15 protein-coding genes and 4 pseudogenes are annotated in these 20,239 nt (G+C 67.7%); 8 read left to right on the top strand and 11 right to left on the bottom strand.

The genetic code is table 11. From position 1 onward, the window contains the following. The first annotated feature begins 93 nt into the window (after positions 1-93). Positions 94-861 (top strand): transposase, encoded by a 768-nt coding sequence (locus tag OG574_RS47105; protein WP_326771383.1) that lies wholly within the window; start codon positions 94-96, stop codon positions 859-861. A 98-nt stretch (positions 862-959) separates the two neighbouring features. Next, on the top strand, positions 960-1,427 hold the full coding sequence (locus tag OG574_RS47100) for a hypothetical protein (RefSeq protein WP_326771384.1): 468 nt from the start codon (positions 960-962) through the stop codon (positions 1,425-1,427). A gap of 38 nt (positions 1,428-1,465) precedes the next feature. Here OG574_RS47100 and OG574_RS47095 read toward each other — a convergent pair whose 3' ends face one another. Together OG574_RS47095 and OG574_RS47090 are read right to left on the bottom strand one after the other, a co-directional pair. Then, entirely contained in the window at positions 1,466-2,422 is a 957-nt protein-coding gene (locus tag OG574_RS47095) for an SDR family NAD(P)-dependent oxidoreductase (protein WP_326771385.1), read from the bottom strand. Between the two features lie 1,248 nt (positions 2,423-3,670). Continuing rightward, positions 3,671-5,227, bottom strand: a pseudogene (locus OG574_RS47090) (DNA primase family protein). Between the two features lie 286 nt (positions 5,228-5,513). Here OG574_RS47090 and OG574_RS47085 point away from each other — a divergent pair. After that, complete coding sequence (locus OG574_RS47085) at positions 5,514-6,680, top strand: serine hydrolase domain-containing protein (protein WP_326771386.1); 1,167 nt, start codon at positions 5,514-5,516, stop codon at positions 6,678-6,680. A gap of 86 nt (positions 6,681-6,766) precedes the next feature. On the opposite strand, the gene OG574_RS47080 is transcribed toward OG574_RS47085, so the two are convergent. Continuing rightward, positions 6,767-7,288 (bottom strand): hypothetical protein, encoded by a 522-nt coding sequence (locus tag OG574_RS47080; protein ID WP_326771387.1) that lies wholly within the window; start codon positions 7,286-7,288, stop codon positions 6,767-6,769. 610 nt (positions 7,289-7,898) lie between these two features. Further along, complete coding sequence (locus OG574_RS47075; protein WP_326771388.1) at positions 7,899-8,336, bottom strand: subtilase-type protease inhibitor; 438 nt, start codon at positions 8,334-8,336, stop codon at positions 7,899-7,901. A 349-nt stretch (positions 8,337-8,685) separates the two neighbouring features. On the opposite strand from OG574_RS47075, the pseudogene OG574_RS47070 reads away from it, so the two are divergent. Beyond that, positions 8,686-8,893 (top strand): annotated as a pseudogene (locus OG574_RS47070) (glycosyltransferase family 2 protein); the annotation flags it as partial. A gap of 842 nt (positions 8,894-9,735) precedes the next feature. Further along, positions 9,736-10,131: a helicase associated domain-containing protein gene (locus tag OG574_RS47065; protein WP_326778310.1), complete on the top strand. Its 396-nt coding sequence runs from the start codon at positions 9,736-9,738 to the stop codon at positions 10,129-10,131. An 87-nt stretch (positions 10,132-10,218) separates the two neighbouring features. Here the strand turns inward: OG574_RS47065 and OG574_RS47060 are convergent. From OG574_RS47060 to OG574_RS47035, 6 genes and pseudogenes are all read right to left on the bottom strand, one after another. Beyond that, positions 10,219-10,488 (bottom strand): annotated as a pseudogene (locus OG574_RS47060) (methyltransferase domain-containing protein); the annotation flags it as partial. Positions 10,489-10,553: 65 nt separating this feature from the next. Further along, entirely contained in the window at positions 10,554-12,296 is a 1,743-nt protein-coding gene (locus tag OG574_RS47055; protein WP_326778309.1) for an MOSC and FAD-binding oxidoreductase domain-containing protein, read from the bottom strand. Positions 12,297-12,526: 230 nt separating this feature from the next. Continuing rightward, positions 12,527-13,393: an alpha/beta fold hydrolase gene (locus OG574_RS47050; RefSeq protein WP_326778308.1), complete on the bottom strand. Its 867-nt coding sequence runs from the start codon at positions 13,391-13,393 to the stop codon at positions 12,527-12,529. 657 nt (positions 13,394-14,050) lie between these two features. Further along, positions 14,051-14,878, bottom strand: a complete 828-nt coding sequence (locus OG574_RS47045; protein ID WP_326778843.1) for an alpha/beta fold hydrolase — start codon at positions 14,876-14,878, stop codon at positions 14,051-14,053. A gap of 261 nt (positions 14,879-15,139) precedes the next feature. Then, complete coding sequence (locus tag OG574_RS47040; protein WP_326778307.1) at positions 15,140-15,538, bottom strand: nuclear transport factor 2 family protein; 399 nt, start codon at positions 15,536-15,538, stop codon at positions 15,140-15,142. A gap of 443 nt (positions 15,539-15,981) precedes the next feature. Then, the gene (locus OG574_RS47035; protein WP_326778306.1) at positions 15,982-16,716 is read right to left on the bottom strand and encodes an SDR family NAD(P)-dependent oxidoreductase; all 735 of its coding nucleotides are present in this window, start codon (positions 16,714-16,716) and stop codon (positions 15,982-15,984) included. A gap of 88 nt (positions 16,717-16,804) precedes the next feature. On the opposite strand from OG574_RS47035, the gene OG574_RS47030 reads away from it, so the two are divergent. Then, the gene (locus OG574_RS47030) at positions 16,805-17,395 is read left to right on the top strand and encodes a TetR/AcrR family transcriptional regulator (protein WP_326778305.1); all 591 of its coding nucleotides are present in this window, start codon (positions 16,805-16,807) and stop codon (positions 17,393-17,395) included. Between the two features lie 799 nt (positions 17,396-18,194). On the opposite strand, the gene OG574_RS47025 is transcribed toward OG574_RS47030, so the two are convergent. Next, on the bottom strand, positions 18,195-18,890 hold the full coding sequence (locus OG574_RS47025; protein WP_326778304.1) for a TetR/AcrR family transcriptional regulator: 696 nt from the start codon (positions 18,888-18,890) through the stop codon (positions 18,195-18,197). Between the two features lie 262 nt (positions 18,891-19,152). On the opposite strand from OG574_RS47025, the gene OG574_RS47020 reads away from it, so the two are divergent. Together OG574_RS47020 and OG574_RS47015 are read left to right on the top strand one after the other, a co-directional pair. Next, complete coding sequence (locus OG574_RS47020; protein WP_326778303.1) at positions 19,153-19,590, top strand: hypothetical protein; 438 nt, start codon at positions 19,153-19,155, stop codon at positions 19,588-19,590. Between the two features lie 266 nt (positions 19,591-19,856). Continuing rightward, positions 19,857-20,072, top strand: a pseudogene (locus tag OG574_RS47015) (IS110 family transposase); the annotation flags it as partial. Positions 20,073-20,239: the final 167 nt, after the last annotated feature.

Raw genomic sequence — 20,239 nt, 5'->3', positions numbered from 1 at the left:
CCCAAGGGCTGGTTCAGCCTCCTCGCCATCACCGCCAACGGCCGCCCTAAGGGCTGTCCCGTAACGGCTGGTCACGGGTGAGATGATCTTGGTGTGTCTGGTGTGATCACGGCGTCGGAGCCGTCCTGGATAGCCCCGTTCACCGGGATGAGCCCACGATGCTTCGGGAAACTGGTGACCGCGCTGCGCCGCGAGGGTGCGGACGCAGTGCGTAAGGGGCGGCCGTGGGGGCTATCACTGGGGGACCGGGTACTGCTGGTCGCGGCGTACTGGCGCACGAACTTGACGATGCGCCAGATTGCCCCGCTGTTCGGCGTCTCGAAGTCGGCGGCCGACCGGATCATCGACCAACTCGGCCCGCTCCTCGCGCTCCAGCCCAGGCGTCGCTTCGCGAAAGACACGGTGCTCATCGTGGACGGCACCCTGGTCCCCACCCGCGACCACACGATCGCCGAACAGTCCAAGAACTACAGGTACTCCACCAACCACCAGGTCGTCATCGACGCCGACACCCGTCTGATCGTCGTGGTCGGCCAGCCCCTGCCGGGCAACCGCAACGACTGCAGGGCGTGGGAGGAATCCGGGGCCAAGGCCGTCGTCGGGAAGACCATGACGATCGCCGACGGCGGCTATCCGGGAACCGGACTCGTGATGCCGCACCGCCGCCGGGCCGGTGAGGAACTCCCCGACTGGAAGCAGGAACACAACCACTCGCACAAGCAGGTCCGGGCCCGCGTCGAGCATGCCTTCGCCCGAATGAAGACCTGGAAGATCCTCCGCGACTGCCGCCTCAAGGGCGACGGTGTCCACCACGCCATGCTCGGCATCGCACGCCTGCACAACCTCATCCTCGCCGGATAGACGAGCAAATCTGCCCAGCGACGGACCGTGTCCGCAGCGACTCAAAGATCATCTAAGAGGCGGCACTTAAAGATCGACAGCGTGGAACGATAGCCACCATGTCTGGTCAAGTTTGGGTGTCACTCATATCGTTGGGCGGCGTCGCGCTCGGTGGCGCGCTGTCCTTCCTCGTCCAGTTTGCGACGCAACGGTCGGCTGAGCGGACGGAGCAACGGCGGCAGCAGACCGAGTTGTCGGAGGCCCGGCGTGCGGAGCGGCTTACGCTGCTGGAACGGTTCGTCGAGGTGGGGGCCGAGGCGGAACGCGCGGCTTTCAGTCGGCCACACGAATGGGACGACACGACCCCTTGGTTCCTCACGACTCAGGACGCCATGAACAGACTCTGGGTCGCGGAACGGCTGATCCGTATCCAGTTTCCGCTGCCCGTGCACGACGCGGCACGTAAGTACTTCCTCGACCTCAACCGGACCGTGTGGGAAGGCGTGCCCGACGGTGAGAGCGTGCGCGACTACCTGGAGGACAACAGACTGGCCTTTCTCGACGCGGCCCGAGCGGTCATGGGATAGCCCACCGCGGACCTCGAAGGTCATTTACGGGACAGCCCTTAAGCCGCCGCGAGGGCGTCGATGCCGGTGAGGTTGGCTGACAGGGCCCACAGGCGTGCGGCCTGCTCGGGGTCGGTCGCGTGTGCGTGCACGCCGCCTTCCGAGCTGTTGCTGGCAGCCTCGGCTATTTCGCAGTCCTCGCAGTACACGCCGCCCATGCCCGCCAGCTGGGGGGAGGTCGCCGCCCATACCTGCGTCGCCGCGCCCTGCCCGGGCGTCTTGAAGGTGGGATCGGTCGGGTTGCCCTTCTCATCGATCCAGCCCGCGTCGACCATCTCCGCCTTCGCAAGGTGGCGCTGTAGCGGGGTGAGGATGCTGCCCGGATGCACCGCGAACGCTCTGACTCCGGCGTCGCGGCCGAGCGCGTCGAGCTGCACGGCGAACAGCACGTTCGCCGCCTTCGCCTGCCCATACGCCTGCCATCTGTCGTAGCCGCGCTCAAACTGCACGTCGTCCCAGCGCATGCCCATGCCGTGGGCGCCGGAGGACACGGCGACCACGCGGGCGCCACCGCGGGCGATCGCCGGCCAGAGATGGTTGATCAGCGCGTAATGACCGAGGTGGTTGGTGGCGAACTGCGCCTCCCACCCCGGGCCGACCCGCGTCTCAGGGCAGGCCATGACCCCAGCGTTGTTGATCACGATGTCGACCTTGCGACCCGAGGCCAGGAACCGCTCGGCGAAACCGCGGACGCTTCCGAGGTCGGACAGGTCGAGGTCGTCGGTCTCGACGCCGTCGATGCCCTCGACCGCCTCCTGAGCGGCCGCCCGTCGCCGGGCGGGGACGACGACGCGGGCTCCGGCGTCCGCCAGGGCGCGGATTGTCTCCAGACCGAGTCCCGAGTAGCCACCGGTGACAATCGCGGTGCTCCCGGACAGGTCGATCCCGCTCAGGACGTCGTCCGTGGTGCTCCGGGCACCGAAGCCCGATCCGATCTTGCGCTGAGGTGTCGTCATGACAGAGACGCTAAGTGCTGGACCGCACTTCAAGTCAAGGGCCGGTGAAGGCGACCGGGTCCAGCCGTTGTGTCTGTGCTAGGCGGTTTCGTTTGGATCAGTCGGTCGTTGGTCCGGGTGTGCCGTTGGCTGATGCGCAGTGGGCGCGGATCGAGCCGTTGTGGGCCCCGCGGAGCACCAGGTCCATGAGTCGGAAGTACTCCTCCCGCTCAGGGACCAGGATCCGGCGCCCCTGCGGCTTCCGATCCTTCCGGATCTCGAACGTCATCGCACCCCTTGAGCTGGGGTGTTGCGACGACCACTAGAACGGAAGTGATCAACGATCACGGCGTCGACGCGCCGCCGCCAACCATGCACGAGCTCGTTAGCTGTGCAGCTGGCGCACCACGTAGGCGAGCTAGCGGACGATCTAGCCGCCTCATTACGCCGGTGCCACGGCCGTAACGGTCGCAACTCGCAAGGGTGAGCATTTCCAGACGGCACGCTGTGGTGTCCTGCGCCGGGATCAGGCTGGTGGCATCCGCAGTCATGTCCTGGATAACGACCGCCAGAGCCAAGAGCATCTGGAAGAGCTGCCCGAGCACCCGCACGGACGTACCCCTCACTTCCCATGATCGCCCGCAGTACCGTTAGGCGATGGCTCGACGCTGGGTGCGAAGGCCGGCACGGCCGGTCGACCACGGCGCCGTTCACTGTGGTGCCGACGCACCGACGGCTCGCCAGCCAGATCGGCGTCCGGCCTGACAGCTGTTACCACCGGGTGGGAGAGCCCTGGTAGACACGGCCTCGCCCGCCCAAGGACAGCCAGGAGGTGCAGCGCAGTACGGGCGCGACAGTTCTCCGCGGGGATGCGCGCGGCAAGCTTGGTGCGCGGGCGAAGCGCCGTCACCTCTATGCACGTTCAGTGCTTGGGTCGCTGGTCGGCGCTGCCGGAGCTCAGGAGCCGACGGGGACAGCGTCGGGAGTGCCCTGTGACCGTGCCGTCTTTTGTCCGACTTTTCCGGGTGCGATGGTGCGGGGGTCGGTCGAGGTCGGTGGGGTCTTCGAGCCACACGACCTCGGCCTCCTGGGCGAGATCGCCTTCTTGCGGCATCGCGCTCATCGGGCCTCCTGTGTTCGGGCAGCCGGTGGACGGCCTGTCCTGGTCTTTGATCGGCTGCGGCGTGCGCAGCCGATCCGCTGCTGCTCTTGCCAGCGGTCATTTTTCGTAGGTTCGGGCTGCCGGGCGTCCCAGTGTGCCTGGTGGTGTCACGAGTTCGTGCCTGCCTCGGTGTCGTCGGGCAGCAGGGCCAGGCCGGGGTAGAACTTGGTGGCGTTGTTCTTGATCATTTCGGCGGGTGAGGCCAGACCGAGTTCCTGGCGGATGCGGCTGGCGAAAGCGCGTGGAGTGGAGGCGCGGATGCCTTCGTCGGAGCACCAGCGACCATAGGTCTCGTAGAGGAGTTTCTGTTCGACGCGCAGGTCGGGGTCGCGGCGGCCGTCGGTGCCTGTTGGTGCAGCTTTCGGTGAGGAAGCGGCCGACGTGGTCTTCGGTGGTTTCGTAGGCGGCTGTGGCAATCCTTACGGAGGTGGGGCCGGTGAGCGGGTCTCGGGTTGCCAGGTACTGGCTGGCACCTTCGATGAGCCACTGGAGGATGCCGGGGCCTTCGTCGGCGACGAGTTCGGCGGCCAGGTTGTCGATTTTGCGTTCGTCGGGGACGCGGCGCTCGAAGGGGATGATGCGCATGCGGCGCCAGAAGGCGTGGCCGCCGGTGCCGACTTCGGGGCGGTGATTGCCCAGCAGCCAGAGCTTGTGGGTGGGGGTGAAAGTGAAGAAGTTCTGGCGCATGCGGCGGGCGGTGATGGTGTCTCCGCCGGTCAGCAGTTTGACGCGGGCCTCGTTGAATTTGTCGTTGGGCTTGAGCTCGCTGCATACGACGATGCGCCGGCCGTGCAGCTCGGTGAGCTCGGTGGAGTGTTCGGTGAACTTGCCTTTCTCCATGAGGAATCCGGGCGAGGCCGCGTTGGCGTAGTCGCCGAGGATCTGCATCGTCACTTCGAGCAGGACGGACTTTCCGTTGGCTCCGGAGCCGTAGAGGAAGGGCAGGATCTGTGCGCCGACGTCGCCGGTGATGGAGTAGCCGAGCAGCAGGTGCAGGAAGCGGATCGTCTCCTGGCCTTTGTCGTCGTCGCCGAAGGTGTCGCGCAGGAAGCTGATCCAGCGCCGGGTTGGCATCTTGTGGGGTGCGACGGTGGTGGCGCGGGAGTGCATGTCGGTGAGCGGGTTGGGCTTGCGCAGCTCGCCGGTGCGCAGGTCGAGACGCCGGCGGGCGTGCAGAGGGCGTAGATGTCGCCGTCGAGGATGTCGGGGTCCAGGCGCAGGGCTGGGGCGGCCTGCGCCTGGTAGAGGAGGGCTTTGACGCCGGAGGAGGATAGGGAGTGGCGTCGGTGGGAGGCGAGTTCGCGGTTGCTGAACGCTCCGGTCGGGTCGTGGCTGGGGAGTTGTTCGGCCATTTCCCCGGCGGCCCATACGGCTGCTTCGTCGCCGCCTGTGAGTCTCCAGCGGTAGGTGTCCCAGGAGTGCCAGCCCATGCCGATGACGTAGCGGAACTGATCGCTGTGGAGGCGGGCGAACAGCTTGGCGTTGCCGCGGTCGGTCAATGAGGTCGGCATGAAGCCTGCGGAGGGCTCGGCGTGGCGGCCGTCGGTCTGCTGGGTGGGAAGCCTTGGAGCAGGCGCGGTTTCCGGTGGAGGGAAGCTGAGGCTCTGTTGGTGGATCTGCGCGGCGGCGGTGGCGGCGTCGAAGCGAACGGGTTCGGCGCTCATGAGCGTCCTCGGGGATGGAGCGGGCGCTGTGCGCCGGCGGACAGAGCGGACTCAATGATCGCGAGGTTGCGGCGTTCCTGGTGCGGGCGAGGCGTTCGTCCTTGGCCAGGATCTGCTGCCCCCGTAGGGGAACGCCCTGACACCTACCCTTACCCATCGCTGAGTTGGCCTGCGTGATTGCCCGGGTGTGCACAGTCCCTTCCGACGATCCGACCGTACTGCGTGAGCGCCAGGATGGGAGCTACTCGCACACCGCGAGGTCGACTCCTATCCCTGGAGCCTCACCATGACCGTCCGTACCCGCACCGCGCTGGCCACCTCACTCGTGCTCGCCATCGCGGCCGGCCCGGTCGCCGCCTCACCGGTCTTCGCTGCTTCGCCCTCCCTCACCGCTTCGGCTCCACGCCCCGACGCCAAGGCGCTGCGGGCGGCGATCGCCGGCCTGCCGGACGCTGACGCCACCGCGGCCCTCGTCCGAGTCGCCGGAACGGACGGCAGTTGGCGCGGCTCCAGTGGCGTCGCCGAGATCGGCAGCGGGCACAAGGCACTGGAACAGGGTCGCTTCCGTGCCGGTTCCACGACCAAGGTTTTCACGGCGGCTGTCGTACTCCAGCTCGCCGCCGAGCACCGGATCGACCTCGCTGCGTCCGTCCAGGACTACCTGCCGGGCCTGCTGCCCGATAGCCCCCCCATTAGCGTCCGTCAACTCCTCAACCACACCAGCGGACTTCAGGAAGCCCACGACGACAAGCCCTTCGCCGAGGCGTACGAGCACCGCTTCGGCACCGTCACCCCACGGCAGCTGGTGGCAGCCTCGGCTGCCAAGTCCCGCGAATTCGCCCCCGGCACCCAGCAGCATTACGTCGGCGTCAACTACACGCTGCTGGGTCTGCTGATCGAGACGACGACCGGTGGCTCGTACGAGCAGCAGGTCTCCCAACGCATCTTGCGTCCGCTCGGCCTGCGCCACACCTCATTCCCCGGCACCGACCCGCGCATCCACGGCCCGCACAACCACGGTTACCAAGCCGTCAAGAGCTCCGACGGGACGACCGAACTGCGCGATGTCACCCAGTGGAATGTCACGGACGTCTGGGCCACGGGCAACCTCATCTCCACGACAGCAGATCTGGAACGCTTCCTGCACGCATTGTTCCGCGGCCAAGTGGTGCCTAAGGCCCAACTGAAGGAGATGTTCACGGTCCCGCAGGGCATACCCCTGTACGGCAGTGACCAGCCCGCCATGTACAGCGCCGGCCTGACGCGCTTCACCTTGCAGGACGGCACGGTGGGCTGGGGCAAGACCGGCGGCCTCTACGGATACAACACCGCCGTACTCGGGGTCCGCGACCTGAGCCGCACCCTCGTCTACTCGGTCAACTCCACGGATGCCAAGGGCAGCGAGATGAACAAGGTCGTCAGACGTATCATCTCGGCCGCGTTCACCCACTGAGCACCGTGCTCCTCCTCCACGGCCCTACGGGACCGTGGAGGAGGTTCGGGCGTCACAGGAGGGACTGTCCAATCAACGGCCCTGTCTCACTTTCGGTGGTGACGAGGGGTGATGCCGTCCTGTGCCCAGTGGGTGAGGGCGGGCAGCGCACCGGCCAGGTGCAGTCGGATCGTCGTCTCTGTGCGTGGCCGCTGCCGCGGTGTGCGGGTCGTGCCGTCGCGCATCACTGCCAGCCACACTTCTACCTGGGCCTGCATCGCCTTGGGGAGGTGGGCGATGCGCCTCTGTGCCCAGGCCGTCATGGCGCATGCATGTTCTGTTCGCGCCAGCAGGCCGGCTTCCTCAAGGATGTCGGTGACGTGGGCGTGGGGCAGGTAGGGGATCTTCTTCAGCAGTGCGGCATCGGTGGCGCTCAGCCTCACTCCGGAAGCGTCAAGGAGACCGAGGAGGAAGTTGACGCCGATATGGGCCTGCCTGGTCAGATCCCGGCGCCATCCCAGACGGGCCGCCTGCCGGTCGGTGAACTGGCCCGCCCAGGCCGCCAGATGCGGCTGGGCGCGGTCCGCCAGACGTTCCGCGCCTCCGCGGTGGTGCAGGCTGCGGGCCATGTCGAACAGAACCAGCTGCTGGTGGGCGGGATCGGGTGCGGGCGTGGCGGGAGGCGTCGGGGGGTGAAAACGGAGCTGCGGAAGAGGCCGGTGATGTAGAGCTGCTGCCCGCCCGTACGGACCTCCTCCCAGGATGCGGCCTGGTCATCGCGGTGGAGGAGGGTGGCCTGCCTGCGGCACAGCCGGCAGATCCCCTGCGCATCCAGGAATGATCTGGCCCGTAACCGCGTGAACCTGAACAAGGTGATCACGCAGTGGCCGGACATGCTGAAGGTCGCCGGTTCCCCGCGTGCGGAGCCCAGCGAGGTCTCGGTGGCCGGAGAGCTGCTGGACGAGGGACGGCACCTCGAGCTCCGCCCGAGGCAGCGCCTGCAGCCCCTCCACGGACACGATCTCGACTGTTGGGCTCAGCACCGCCTGCCGCGTCCGGTTGCCCCGTTCGACCCGTGCGTCCGGCTGTGCCGTGGATATGCCTTTGCCTGCCACGCGGGGAACCTGGTGCGTGGCAGGCAAAGGCTACTCATCCACGGGGATCTGCGCCCACGGGGCACGAACCGGGGGCGTCCGTCCTTGGGGGCCGTTTGCCCGGCCCCAAGGGGTGCCGCTGAGGTCAGAAGTTGAGGAGGCTGCTCTGCCCGACGGTGTCGTTCATTTCGCAGGAGTTCGCAAAGGTGTGTTTCCAGGAGGTGCGGGTGCCCTGCCAGACGCCGTCGACCGTGACGGTGATGGGGGACCACAGTCTCGTGCAGGCCTGGCCGGGCGTGGTGGACAGCAGGGAGTCAGGCCGGCCGTCGGCGGCGCGCAGGTCGGTGCAGGCCGCGGCGGGGTTGGGATGGGTGCCGCTCGCGCCGGGCATGCAGCTCAGTGTGACGGCACGAGCTGCGGTGTCGGTCGATCCGCCGGGCTGGGAGACGGTCAGGACCAGTGCCGAGGGTGCGTACAGACTGGCGGGCGCCGCGGTGGCGGTGACCGAGGTCGCGATGAGTGCTCCGCCGATCAGGGCGGTGGCGGTGGCTGCGGTGGCGGCGAAGCGCATGTTCGTGCGCATGAGGGCTCCTTCAGGAGGGTCGGGGGCCTTGTGGGCCGGGAGCAGCTTCGCCTAAGCAACGGGGCAAGGCCACTTGACTGACCGTGTTTGAGACGTGCCCGACCTGTATGCATGGAGTGAATGCCATGTGTGCAGGTCATGGGGGCTGTGGCGACTCGTGAAGATTTCCAATCAGTTCGAATAGGTGTGAATCCGACTAGTCTCGAGGAGGTGAAAGGCCAGGTCGCCATGGTCGTCGCACCGCACAAAATGGCCGGAAGCCAGGGCCTTTCTCGCTGGGGCGGCGGTTCGGTTTGGTTGGAGTACGCTCGCCGTTCACCTGATCGCCGGCCGTGAGGATGTGGTGGTCGTGACCCGGCCCCGTGTGGGTGTCGCCGTGCTGACCATGGGCGACCGGATCCCTGAGCTGCTGGCCCTGTTGGGGTCGGTTGGCCAAGCAGGACGAACCGGCCGCCCGCATCGTCGTCGTGGGCAACGGCACGGCCCTGGAGGGCCTGCCGGACGGTGGGACCGGGGTGGAGCTGGAAGAGAACCTGGGGGTGTCCGGTGGCAGGCACGGGCCAGTGACTCCAGCAGCGCCTGCATGGAGTCAGCAGCCGGGAGAAGTCGGTGAGCTCTCCGACACGGGCGCGGGCGCCCTCGAGGGACTCCATGGTGAAGTCGATGCGTGCAAAGGCGATGTGATGCAGCAACATCGCGTGTCCTTTCGGTGGCCCCCGACCGGGCTCTGAACAACGCGGTGTTGTTGATTCGAGATCGAACAAGAAAAGGGAGTCGTCGCGAAGAAGGTTCCCCGGCAACGCCGGCAGGTCGGATAAGACGCCCGGAACCGGCCCCTCGCTCGGGCCAGGCTGAAAGCGACGATCATGTCCCCTGCCAGCCAACTGCTCCCCCACGCCTACGCACCACCCTCCCGGGTGAAGAACGCACGCAAAGCGTCATGCATCCGCTGCACGTCGAGGAGACCAGCCCTCCAGCCTGCAGGGGACCACTGCGAACTGCGTGAGCGTCACACGCTCATCCGCTCCCGACCGGTCCATGAACCCCGCTCCCACCCCCGCCAACACGAACCGGTCCACCAACTCCCCCTCCAAAGCCCCAGATACCCCGAAGCCCGGTCGGCCTCCGGGAAGGACAAGGAACCCACCACCCGCAACGCCACACCCACCACCCCTCCCCCAGCCCCGTTTAGCTCTCTCCCTCTCATCCTGGATACCGCTCCACCCTCACGAATCCTGAAGCATCCCGAGCCAGGCCAACCGACCCAGTGAACCCCAACACCCCAGGCCAGACAATAGATCCACGTCTGCTACGCCCCCGCGAACCCAAGCCCCTTCCTACAGCCAAAAGCCATATCGATGCCGGCGGCACACTCCCCCGCGAGGCGGGTGTTCCGGTCGTGCAGGGCGAAGACCTCGGCGTGTGCGTGCAGGTACAGCGGTTGGGGTGGGACAACCTCGGGGCGGCGCAGCAGTGGCTGCTGGGACACGTCCTCGGCCTGGAGGCAGCGGGCGAGGACGAGCGGCCGGTACGCCGCACCCGGGACGACAAGTGGATGCTCAACCTGGCGGCTGCCCGTCAGTTCCACAGTCGGGAGGGGCACCTGAACGTACCCAGGAAACACATCGAGCTAGTGCCCTTGGACGAGGCCGGACGCGGCGCGCACAGCGCGGCACTTGAGGGAGACAGCGTGCCAGTCGCCCTCGGCATGTTCCTCGCCAACACACGTAGGCGGGCAGACAAACTCACCCCCGAACGCCGCACCGAACTCGACGCCCTCGACATGCGCTGGTAGGTCGGCTAGGAGGACAGGCGCGCTTCGCAGCGCCCGCGCTGAACCTGCCGGAGGGGCTCTCGCGCTGTGGGCTCGAGGTGCCTGTCAGAAGCTGAGTTCGGGCGGCAGTTTGCGGAATCGGGCCATGGGGTCGGGTTCGCTGTCCTCGGTGCCGAAGAGGTGGCGCAGGCGGGCGTCTTGGTCGGCTATCCAGAGGACCGTGCTGTCCGAGTCGTTCCACCAGAGGGCGAGTGCGCCGCCGGGGTGCAGTACTCGGAGGGCTTCCGGGACGGACTTGTGCGGGTCGGTCCAGTGCCAGGTCTGGGCATAGATGAGGACGCCGATGGACTCGGAGGCAGGTGGCAGGTGGTTGCCGTCACGTGGCGCACTGCCACCCGGTTGGGCCATTTCGGCAAGGGCCCAGGCGTGGCGGGGCCGTCGTCTCAGAGGTCCAGGACAATCCCTCCTACGGGTTTGGAGCAGCAGATGAGGATGTTGCCCTCGGCGGGGGGTTCGACGGGGTCGGGTGAGTAGTTGACGGTGCCGGACATGAGGGCGAGTTCGCAGGTGTGGCAGACCCCGGTGCGGCAGGACCACTGGACGGGGACGTCGCAGACTTCGGCGAGTTCGAGCAGGGACTCCTGGGCGTCGTTCCAGGGGACGGTGAGTCCGCTGCGGGCGAAGGCGACCTCGGGTCCGCTGCCGGGCGGGCCCGCGGGCTGGTGAGGCGCGGGCCCGGTTGCCGAGCCCTTGATCCCGGGGGTGATGGCGGGGCCCGCGCCGAAGATCTCGGTGTGGACGCGGGAGGCGTCGAGACCGCAGTCCACGAGCGCGGCAGTGAGGCTGTCCATGAATGCGGTGGGGCCGCACAGGTACGCGTCGGCGTCGGTGGGTAGGCCGAGCCGGCGGACAGGCCCGGCCGAGAGACGGCCCGCTTCGTCGTAGTCCACGCCAAGGTGGTCGTTGGAAGCGGGCCTGCTGTAGTAGACGGTCGACCGGGCGTTGGGCAGGGTGGCGATCAGGTCGCGACTTTCCTGGGCGAAGGGGTGCTCGCTGCCGTCACGGGCTCCATGCAGCCACCACACCTGGCGGGTGGAGCGGTCATGGGCGAGGGTGTGCAGCATGGCCAGGACGGGGGTGACACCGACCCCGGCCGACAGCAGTACCACCGGGTTGTCGCCCCCGGTCAGGCAGAAGGTGCCGCGGGGCGCGGCGGCATCCAGTTGGTCGCCGACCCGGATGTGGGCACGCAGCTCGTTACTGGCGGCGCCGTGCGGTTCGACCTTCACGCTGATCCGGTACGCGCCAGTGCCTGGCTCGCCGGACAGGGAGTAGCTGCGGATCAGGGGTGGCACGCCGCCCGCGGGCTGGACTTTGACGGTGAGGAACTGGCCCGGCAGCGCGGCCGGCAGCGCCGAGCCGTCTGCGGCGGCCAGGTGCAGAGAGAACACGCTGCGGCTCTCGGACGGGATATGCGTGACAGTCAGCGGGCGGAAGCCCGGCCAGGCAGGTGGCGGTGCGGTGGCCGCGGTGTTCAGTCCGGCGCTGCCCGAGGAAGCACCACCTTCGCCGTCGGCCTGGTCCAGCAAGGTGCGCATGGAACCCTGCCAGCCGGGGCTGAGCGCGGGGATCCGCAGGGCCCGTTCGACCTGCTCACGGGTGTGTCCGGGCAGGTAGAGCACCCGGTCGATCTCTTCGACGGTCATCGCCTCCGGGCCGGTGGAGACCTTGACGATCTTTTGCCCCGCCTCGACCTCGCCTTCCTCAATGACGCGGAGGTAGAAGCCGGGGCGGTGGTGGGCCACGAGCAGTGCGGCCATCTGTGGCTCACCCATGCGCAGGCCCACCCGGTAGCAGGTCACCCGGGGTTGAGTGACCTCGAACAGGGCTTCCCCGATGCGGTAGCGGTCCCCGATGCAGACCTCATCGTCGGGCAACCCATCCACGGTGAAGTTCTCGCCGAACTGCCCGGGAGTGAGGTCGTCGCGGCCCAGCTCGTTCGCCCAGAAGCGGTAGGAGTCGGTCTGGTAGACCAGCACCGCCCGCTGCTCACCGCCGTGCCCGCCTAGATCTCCCTGGCCGTCCCCGTCGATGTTCAGCCGCCGCACCATCCGAGGTCCGGCAACGGTCTGCTTGTAGACGCCGGTGTGCACGGTCTTTCCGTGCCAGGGGACGTCTTTCGGCATTCCGATATTCACTGCTGTCAACGTGGCCACCACGCCACCTCTCTTGTGGCGCCTCCCACGCCGCTCCGACTGGGAAGCCCGTGGTATCAACTGCCTGACGCCGAAAGAGCCTGCGACGGCCAGCCCGGCATCGGCCGCCTGAACCGGGCCGTGATCAGCACATTCTATCCGTCATGCACACATCACATTTGGCCGGAGATCGGCGGGAGGTGTGCGGGTCTCGACACGCTTCAGGTCAGGACGCGTCCGAGGAACCCGTGGATGTATCCGCTGATGGCGTCCAGGTGCGTCTCCAGGGCGAAGTGTCCGGCAGGCAGCAGGTGGACTTCCGCCTCTGGCAGGTCACGGGAGAACGTCCGCGCGCCGTCCGGCCCGAAGATCTCGTCCCCCTGGCCCCATACCGCGAGCAGGGGCACCTGGCTGGTACGGAAGTACTCCTGCAGCTTCGGGTACCCCTCGATGTTCGTCGGGTAGTCGCGGAACAGCGCCAGCTGGATCTCGTCGTTGCCCGGCCGCTCCAGCAGGAGCTGATCGAGAGTCCAGGTGTCGGGGCTGACCAGGCTGGTGTCGGTGGCGCCGTTCTCGTACTGCCAACGGGTCGTACTCGGGCTGAACTTGGCCCGCGCGCCCGGCTCCGTGTCGCGGCCTGGATTGGTGGCGTACGCGAACAGATCGTCCCAGAAGGGCTTGACGAAGCCTTCCATGTAGGCGTTGCCGCTCTGCGAGATGATCGCGCTGACGTCGAAGGAAGGGTCGAGCGCAAGGCGCCAGCCGATCGGTGCTCCGTAGTCGTGCACATACATGGCGAAGCGGTTCATGCCTAGGTGGTTGAGCAGTCCGGCGGTGATGCCGGCGAGGTTGTCGAAGGTGTAGTCGAATGCGTCCACCTTGGGCATGGCGGAGTGGCCATATCCGATGTGGTCGGTGGCAATCACGTGATAGTCATCGGCCAGCGCGGGGGCAAGATGGCGGAACATGTGCGAGCTGCTCGGGAATCCGTGCAGCAGCAGCACGACCGGTGCGTCGCTGGGTCCGGCCTCGCGGTAGAAGACTTCTTGGCCCTTGATCGTTGCTGTCTTGTGTCGCGTGGGAAGCACATCGACCTCCGGGCGCCCGTGGGCGCAGAACCGCGTCAAATCCGCCCGTATAAAACCTGGCTAGACACGACCATGGTCAGGACGGTCGCCGTGGAGGCTCGGGAACCATTTTCCCTCGGCGGCGTGGTGCCTCGCGGCAGATGGCGCCGGTTGCCACCTTCCTCACGCTAGACCTGACCTGCAGGGAGGGCAACGCGGCAGAACCGATAAATGGGATCGCGCGAGTCGTGGCTTCCTACCGCGAGGTCGAGTTGGCCGCCCAGCACTGTGCTGGATTCCGTGAGAGCGCGGACCGCACCCAATCATTAGTGACGCACTTCTCCGCGGCGCCGCGGGATTCCTTGCCGATCTGCGATTCCTGGTCATCTGGGCGGCCCCTGCTGAGCGCCCAGATCCTCACCCGGCGCGCTGTGCGGGCCGCCGCGTACAGCATCGGTGGCTCGACGGCTACCGCCGACTTCCACCCCTGCATCGGACGCTTGGTGTCAATGTCCGTCGAAACAGCGGCAATCGTGGGGCTACTGGGCGTCAGACCGGGATTCCACCGCGCCCCTGAACGGGACCCCGGCCGCCGTCCGGCACCGCACACGACACCCGCGGCGGGCCTGCGCTCACGGTGTCATCTGGGGCCCGGCTGGCGCCCGGGGTCTCGTACGTTCAGCCGCGGGCGAAGGCCAGCAAGTCGGCGTCGAAGACGTCCTTGAACGGAGCGACCATTGACAGGCCGTGCGGGGCCCCAGGGTACACCTTGAACGTGTTGTCCTTGACGATCTTCGAGGACTTCTCACCGGCCGCGACGATGGGCACGATCTGGTCGTCGTCACCGTGCGCGATGAGCGTAGGGAAGTCGAAGCGCTGCAGGTCCTCAGTCAGATCGGTCTCCGAGAATGCCTTGATGCAGTCGTAGGAACCCTTGATCCCCACCTGCAGCGACCACAGCCAGAACGCGTCACGCGTACCCTGAGACACCTGGTGACCCTCGCGGTTCGCGCCGTAGAAGGGGGCACTCAGGTCCTGGTAGAACTGCGAACGGTCGGTCGCCACGCCCTTGCGGATCTCGTCGAACACCTCCCGCGGCAGCCCCTCAGGGTTGGAATCTGTCTTGAGCATCAGCGGCGGAATCGCGCTGAGCAGGACCGCTTTGGCGACCCGGCCGCTGCCGTGGCGGCCGACATAGCGCGTAACCTCGCCACCCCCGGTGGAGTGCCCGACAAGAATGACATCACGCAGGTCGAGGGCTTCGATCAGCTGCGCCAGGTCATCGGCGTAGGTGTCCAGGTCGTTGCCGTTCCAGGTCTGCCCGGAGCGCCCGTGGCCGCGGCGGTCGTGGGCGATGGCGCGGAATCCGTTGTCGGCCATCAATTGGGCCTGGGGGTCCCAGGCGTCGGCGTTCAGCGGCCAGCCATGGCTGAAGACCACGGGCTGTCCGGTACCCCAGTCCTTGTAGAAGATCTCGGTATTGTCCCTGGTGGTGATGAAAGGCATCGCATGCCCCTCTCGATCGAATCGACGCGAAGTGCCGCAGCCCCATGCGGTCTGACTCATCCGGAGAACGTGGGCGTCAGCCCGCATGAGGCCAGCGGTGCCGTCAACTCGATTGGTCGGTAAGTCGAGGCGGTACCCGGGGAAGGCGCACCATGTGCCGGGCGATCGCTGAGCGCCTCGCGCCTTCACGCTACCCGCCGCACCGAATTCACGCGCGCCCAGGCGCACGCCCCGCGCTCATCCCCGTACGACCGAGGCCGCTCACTCGGCGTATGCCTTGGCTACCGCGAGGGTGTCCTCATATAGATGCAGCTTGACGATCTTGCCGCCTGCCACCTGAAGGTGCATTGCGATGGGCGTCATGAACGTCCGACCGGTGCCCTTCGCGACTCGGGTGAACCGTCCCAGCATGACCGCGTGGTCACCGTCGACGAGGAGCGCCTCAATATCATCAACGTTCTTCTCGGGCACGATGTTCGCCCCCAGCGTCCTGAAATAGTCGGCTACCTCGCTGCGCTTGGTGCGCGGCCCGGTCCAGGGCAGCGACCCCGACCCGGGAACGTACCAGTCGATGTCGTCGGCGAATACCTCTGCGATTTTGTCCGGGTCTCCACCTACCAGCAAGCCGAAGAATTTCTCGACGACGTCTCGGGTAGTCATGATCAAAACCTTTCTGGAGAACATGCGACGTCAATGTCGTTTCACATGACTGTTGGTAGGGGGTGGGGTCTGCAGTGCGCTCTCGCGCTGGTATTCCCCGGTCGGCCATGTTCGCTGTGCCGCCTTGCCCGGTGGCTGCCTCTGCAGGTGCCGCCGGGTCCACCTACGGTGGCCGCCCCCGCGGGCGGCCGGGTCCCGGGCGCCCCAAGAGGAAGATCCCGCTCGCGTTGCCGGGACCGCCCGTCGAGCCGGTCTCGGGCCGGCGTTCGCCGTAGGCAAGGCCGCTGGGGCCGCGACGCCCCGCCCACGGTCGGGCCGCACCGAGTGCGGCCGCCAATCCTCCCACCTGGTCAGCACGGGAACGCTGGCAAGCGGCCAGGCCCGAGGGCAGAGCTGCCCGGCGAGCCGGGTGCGAGGTATACCCTGCGGATGAGGGGGCGCGGTCAGACCTGGGCCTGGCCTCCGTCGACAAACCAGTCGACGCCGTTGACGAAGCTGGAGGCGTCCGAGGCCAGGAACGTCGCCACGGCGGCGATCTCGTCCGGGCGGCCGATCCTGCCGAGCGGCACCTCCGAGGCGAGCCGGCGGAGGTCCGGGCCTACGGCGCCGACCAGTCCCGGGGTCTCGGTCGGGCCGGGGCTCAGCACGTTCACCCGGAACTTCCGGTCCCGCGCGCTGAGCGCCCAGCTGCGCACCAGGTTGCGTACTGCTGCCTTCGACGCGCCGTAGATTTCCAGGCCCGGTCCGGGGCGGAGGGTGCTGGTCGATCCTGTCACTACGATCGAGGCGCCCTCCGACAGCAGAGGCAGCGCCTTCTGCACGGTGAAGATCGTGCCCTTCACGTTCGTGCCGAAGGTGGCGTCGATGGCTTCCTCGGTGATCTCGCCGAGACGCTCGGGAACAGCGCTGCCGGCGTTGGCGACCAGCACGTCGATGCGCCCCGCCTCCTCGCGCACGACCGAGTAGAGGTGATCGAGGTCCGCCTGCACCGACACGTCGGCCCTCACTCCGGTGGCCGCCGGGCCGATCTCGGCGACGGCCGCGTCGAGCGGCTCCTGGCGGCGGCCGGTGAGAAACACCCGTGCCCCTTCCTCGGCGAACCGCCTGGCGATGGCGAGCCCGATGCCGCTGTTGGCCCCCGTGACCACCGCCACCTTGCCCGCGAGTACATCCGTCATGACGCGCCCACTCCTCAGTTCTTGACTGGTTCGTCCACAACACTAACCGTTATGGACGAACCAGTCAAGAACGCGTAGGCTTGTCCCCATGGCACGACCTCGGAAATTCGACGAGCAGCAGGTACTGGACACCGCCCGGGAGCGGTTCTGGGCGGGCGGGTACGCCGCCACGCGCATGGAAGACATCGCCGAGGCAACGGGGCTCGGCAAAGGCAGCCTGTACGGCGCGTTCGGCGGAAAGCAGGAGCTGTTCCACCGCGTGTTCGACGACTACTGCGGCTCCGTCGTCGACGCTGTGGGCCTGCAGCTGCGCGGCCACGACGCGGACGCCTACGCGCGGCTGTCCGACCACGTTCACGCGGTGGCGGCGGCCACCGCCGCAGACACCGCCCACCGCGGATGCCTGCTGGCCAAGGGCGCCGCCGAGCTAGCCGAACACGACAAGACGGTGGCCAAGCGGGCGCACTCGACCATCGAGGCGCTGCGCGCGCTACTGGAGGGCGACATCGCGGCCTGCCAGCGCAACGGCGATATTGCCGCGGACGCGGATCCGGGAAAGCTGGCCGCGCTGGTGCTCGCCGTACTGCGCGGCATTGAAGCACTGGGCAAGGCCGGAGCGAACGAAGAGACGCTGACGGACATAGCCGACACTGCCCTCGCCGTCCTGCCCCGCCCGTGAACTGACAGCCCCGCCACGCCACGCGTCATCCTGCCCATATCCCTGGCAGCTCCTCGGCGGCGTCCTAGCGCTGAGTGCGGCGCCCCAACGACACGCTGGGAATCGCTGAGCATTCGTAGCGCCGTCGTCCGAGGAGCAGACTCACTGAGGGTGCCGCCTGGCGACCGGGATTCGGCTGGACCAAAGCCGAATTGATCCGTGAACTGCTGCGTACGGCGTGCCCCCGATAACTGCGCGAGCGGTGGGTGCGGAGCGGGTGCCGTAGTCCTGCTGCGCCTCATCCGGCTGTGATCCACCTCACGGGAACTGGCCCGGTGCCGGCCGTCCTCGATCTCGATGCCGGGACTCTCTCTCGCCGGGGCCGGTCAGTTGTCGTCCCGGCTGCTTGAATGCCCACTCGAACCGGCTGAGGGCATTGGCAACCGCGTCCGGCCGGAGGTGCTGGGCCTCAACACGGCGTACCGCCGTCCGAGTCCGAGCCGATACACCCGGGAGTCGACCGACCGGCATGTGCCTGGGCGGCTGCTACCGCTCAACGCGGACGGCCGTGGGACGCCTACGCGGCATCGCCCTTTCGGATCAGAACCGTGTCGGCATCCTGCCACGGCCCGTGCCCTCGGAGGGGGCCGGCGGACTCGGCCCCGTCTCACCGAGAGGCCCGCAGGCGAACAGCCGGCCGGCCGGCTCACGGCCCGCGGTGAACGCGCCGGGTCCGCCGGGGGAGGCCGGCGATGCGGAAGACGTGCTCGCGGAAGACGCGCTCACCCCGTGAGGTGCGGGCGGCGTGTGACAGCACGGGTCAGGCCCGCTGCTCGCGGCAGTCCTCCTCGTTGCACTCGAGAGTGGTGAGGGTCTGGTCGACCTGCTCGCTGGTCAGGGGAGGTTCGGGCAGTTCGTGGGCGCCCTCGGTGCGGAAGGCGTCGAGCATCAGGTGGAGGTGGCGGCGCCAGGCTTGGGGGGCGATGGTGCGGGTGGCCCGGATGATCCCGGCCTGGGACCAGATCACGAAAGCGATGTCCTGCGCGGTGACGTCGCCGCGCAGGACACCCTGTTCCTGGGCCTTGCGCATGATCTGGCTGCAGAGTTCCTTGGTGCGGTCATGCATCTCGCGGCCGGCCGCATGAAGGGGCAACCGTGCCGAGACCAGGTCGTTGAAGGCACGGTCGCAGGCCTGCAGCTGGCAGAGTTTCTCCATAGAGCGGCAGAACCCCTCCCAGGCGTCGTCCATGGCCGCAGCTTCTTCCGCGGCGACGAGTAGCTCCGTGTACTTCGCGTTGAAAAGCGTTTCGACCAGGGCAAGACGGGTGGGGAAGTGGCGGTAGAGCGTACCGATCGCCACACCGGCCTCGCGGGCGACGCCCTCCAGGGACGCCCCGAGGCCCTGCTCGGAGAAGGCTGTGCGGGCTGCGGCCACGATCGCGTCCCTGTTGCGCTGCGCGTCACGGCGCAGAGGTTTCGCCGGTGACTCGCTCAGGGACGGGGCGTGGTGGCTCATGGCTCGACAGTAACATGAGGCACCCCTCCAATTGGATTGTTGCGATGTTTCCGATCGCAATCTCGCCCCTCTGACGTGCTGTGATGAGCCTCACCGCAAACATGAGGCACCCCTCGGGTACGGTGGCAGAGCCGAATGTGAGGCACCCCTCCGGATGACCTTGCGGCAAGCCGACTGACCCGGGATTTCCGGATCTCGGTTCACATGGAAGCGGCGCCCGCCGGATCGGCGAAGCCGCGGCAGTTTTGTAAGGGAAATGACCATGAGCAGCATGACGAAGCGCGTCTCGATCGCACTCGCCTCCACGGCACTGGCCGGCGGAGTCCTTCTCGGAGCCGGCGGCTCGGCGTCGGCAGCCACGACTTCGGTGCCCGTGCAGCACACGCAGCACGTGTCCGCCATCTCCGTGACCGGCAGCGAACGAGTCGGCCGCTACGCGGACCACGAGGCCGAAGCTGCGTCGGGGCACGGTGTCAGTGCCGCTCGTTGGTACGAGGACCAGGTCGAGGCTGCGGCGTCAGGGCACGGTGTCAGTGCCGCTCGTTGGTACGAGGACCAGGTCGAGGCTGCGGCGTCAGGGCACGGTGTCAGTGCCGCTCGTTGGTACGAGGACCAGGTCGAGGCTGCGGCGTCGGGGCACGGTGTCAGTGCCGCTCGTTGGTACGAGGACCAGGTCGAGTGGTCCCTGAACCACAGCTGACGCGGCCCGGACCGCCCACTCCGGAACGGCGGCACCTGCCCGGACAGCAGCACGGCCGCCCCCCCCGTTATGGCCCGGCATGGCTGTTCCCCCCTGTCGAAGGCATGACCTGGGGGGTGGTCACCGGGCCCGGTAGGCGCCGTTGGAGACGCTGATGAGTGAGAGGTCCGACTACCGCCCGGCCGGGCGCAATGCCCGGCCGTTCGCAGGCGGCAGGTCTGCATAACGTGGATGCGCGCATACGACGCCAACGCCCTGGCCGGCACGAAAGCGGCAACCGGCAGCTCAAGCGCGCGATGTTCCTGTCCGCGTTTGCCGCCTTGCACGATCCCGCCTCCCGCACCTACTACGACAAATCCCGGGCCCGAGGGAAGACCCCCACGCAGGCCCTCCTCCGCCTCGCCCGCCACCGCATCAGCGTGCTGTTCGCGATGCTCCGCAACGGCACCTTCTACGAACCCAGAACCCCACGCCTCGCTTGACGAAAGACATAGAGGCACCCCGGCCGACCGGGATCCCGGATCGCGCCCCCTACGGCGCTCCGCACCCGCATCGGGAAGACCACCGCACGCAAGACGAAGGCACTCCGGCCCCCAGCGCCCGCCACGCCGACCACGGCCAGGCCCACACCCGTACATGAACCCCACCG

The organism is Streptomyces sp. NBC_01445 (genome assembly GCF_035918235.1).
In the GTDB taxonomy this organism is placed as follows: Bacteria; Actinomycetota; Actinomycetes; order Streptomycetales; family Streptomycetaceae; genus Streptomyces.
Note: the sequence above shows the minus strand (reverse complement) of the source record. Positions and strands in the feature narration are given on the sequence as shown.

Bases quoted from the DNA above. Each gene is read 5' to 3' on its own strand.
- OG574_RS47045 (WP_326778843.1), bottom strand. From the start codon at position 14,878: ATGCCTTTCATCACCACCAGGGACAATACCGAGATCTTCTACAAGGAC.
- OG574_RS47075 (WP_326771388.1), bottom strand. From the start codon at position 8,336: ATGCGCACGAACATGCGCTTCGCCGCCACCGCAGCCACCGCCACCGCC.
- OG574_RS47030 (WP_326778305.1), top strand. From the start codon at position 16,805: ATGGCACGACCTCGGAAATTCGACGAGCAGCAGGTACTGGACACCGCC.
- OG574_RS47080 (WP_326771387.1), bottom strand. From the start codon at position 7,288: ATGGCCCGCAGCCTGCACCACCGCGGAGGCGCGGAACGTCTGGCGGAC.
- OG574_RS47035 (WP_326778306.1), bottom strand. From the start codon at position 16,716: ATGACGGATGTACTCGCGGGCAAGGTGGCGGTGGTCACGGGGGCCAAC.
- OG574_RS47100 (WP_326771384.1), top strand. From the start codon at position 960: ATGTCTGGTCAAGTTTGGGTGTCACTCATATCGTTGGGCGGCGTCGCG.
- OG574_RS47095 (WP_326771385.1), bottom strand. From the start codon at position 2,422: ATGACGACACCTCAGCGCAAGATCGGATCGGGCTTCGGTGCCCGGAGC.
- OG574_RS47040 (WP_326778307.1), bottom strand. From the start codon at position 15,538: ATGACTACCCGAGACGTCGTCGAGAAATTCTTCGGCTTGCTGGTAGGT.
- OG574_RS47025 (WP_326778304.1), bottom strand. From the start codon at position 18,890: ATGAGCCACCACGCCCCGTCCCTGAGCGAGTCACCGGCGAAACCTCTG.
- OG574_RS47055 (WP_326778309.1), bottom strand. From the start codon at position 12,296: ATGCCGAAAGACGTCCCCTGGCACGGAAAGACCGTGCACACCGGCGTC.
- OG574_RS47085 (WP_326771386.1), top strand. From the start codon at position 5,514: ATGACCGTCCGTACCCGCACCGCGCTGGCCACCTCACTCGTGCTCGCC.
- OG574_RS47020 (WP_326778303.1), top strand. From the start codon at position 19,153: ATGAGCAGCATGACGAAGCGCGTCTCGATCGCACTCGCCTCCACGGCA.